The organism is Dietzia sp. UBA5065, assembly GCA_002415925.1.
GTDB lineage: Bacteria > Actinomycetota > Actinomycetes > Mycobacteriales > Mycobacteriaceae > Dietzia.
Map to the genome: position 1 here is coordinate 7,684 of DIAZ01000067.1, position 1,708 is coordinate 9,391.

Below are 1,708 nucleotides of genomic sequence, written 5' to 3' on the forward strand. Positions count from 1 at the left end.
TACATCTCGAACTCGTGCGGGTGCGGACGAAGACGGATCGCGTCGATGTCGTCGCGCTTCATGTCGATCCAGGTCTCGATGAGATCGGAGGTGAACACGTCGCCTGCGAGCAGGTAGTCGTGGTCCTTCTCAAGGGCGTCCAGAACTTCGCCGAGGGAGCCGGGGACCGTGTTGATGGTCGCGTGCTCGTCCGGGGGCAGCTCGTAGAGGTCCTTGTCGACCGGGGCCGGGGGCTCGATCTTGTTCTGGATGCCGTCCAGACCGGCGAGCAGCATGGCCGCGAACGCGAGGTACGGGTTGGCCGACGGGTCGGGGCAGCGGAACTCGATGCGCTTGGCCTTCGGGTTCGGGCCGGTGATCGGGATGCGGATGCAGGCCGAGCGGTTGCGGCTCGAGTAGACCAGGTTGACCGGAGCCTCGAAGCCCGGCACCAGGCGGTGGTAGGAGTTCACCGTCGGGTTCGTGAACGCCAGCAGCGAGGGGGCGTGGTGCAGCAGGCCGCCCACGTACCAACGAGCCAGGTCCGACAGGCCGCCGTAGCCAGCCTCGTCGGCGAAGAGCGGCTTGCCGCCTTCCCAGATGGACTGGTGGACGTGCATGCCCGAACCGTTGTCACCGAAGATCGGCTTCGGCATGAACGTGACGGTCTTGCCCGCCTCCCAGCCGGTGTTCTTGACGATGTACTTGTACTTCATCAGGTTGTCGGCGGCGTTGAGCAGCGAATCGAAGCGGGTCGCGATCTCAGACTGGCCGGCGGTGCCGACCTCGTGGTGCGCACGCTCGACGACGATGCCCACGTCCTGCAGGTGCTTCACCATGACGTCGCGGAGGTCACCGAAGTGGTCGACAGGTGCCACCGGGAAGTAGCCGCCCTTGTACTTGACCTTGTAGCCGCGGTTGGCGTCGCCGCCCCGCTCGGTTTCGGTGCCCGAGTTCCAGGCGCCAGCCTCGGAATCGATGTGGTAGTACCCGGCGTTGGCCTTCGTCTCGAACCGCACGGAGTCGAACACGTAGAACTCGGCCTCGGGGCCCATGTAGGCGGTGTCGCCGATGCCGGTGGAGCGGAGGTACGCCTCGGCCTTGCGCGCAATGTTGCGCGGGTCGCGGCTGTAGGCCTCCTTGGTGAGGGGGTCATGGACGAAGAAGTTCACGTTCAGCGTCTTGGAGGCGCGGAACGGATCGACGTAAGCCGTCGTCGGGTCCGGCATCAAGGTCATGTCGGACTCGTGAATCTTCTGGAACCCGCGGATGGAGGAACCGTCGAACGACAGACCGTCCTCGAAAACCTCCGGACCAAAGGTGGCCGCAGGCACGGTGAAGTGCTGCATGACACCAGGCAGGTCGCAGAACCGAACATCGATGTTCTCGATGCCCTCGTTCTTCACGTAGGCCAACAACTCGTCGGCGCTCTTGAACATTCTTCCTCCACAGGCTTGTCCCACCGAGATGCGGTGGTGGCTTCACGGACCAACCTACGGACCGGGCATTTCCGGTCAGTTGCGTCCATGTTTCAGCCATGTAACACCCACCCCGGTACGCTCGCCCCGATGAGTACGCCTGCTGAGACATATCCGGGGGCCACCCTGGGGTTGCCCGCCGTCGGACGGGGTTCCCTGGCCACCTGGGGCCGTCGCATCGCGGCGCTGGTGGCCGACTGGGCGGTCTCCATGGGCCTCGCGGTGCTCTTCTTCGGGACGTCGGTGCTCCG

At 65.0% G+C, this 1,708-nt stretch carries 1 protein-coding gene; it reads right to left on the reverse strand.

What is annotated here, in order from left to right; all coding sequences use genetic code 11:
* Window positions 1-1,418: type I glutamate--ammonia ligase (gene glnA / locus B4M60_RS05025; RefSeq protein ID WP_291080888.1), on the reverse strand; the 1,418-nt coding region annotated here is incomplete at its 3' end.
* Window positions 1,419-1,708 lie beyond the last annotated feature (290 nt).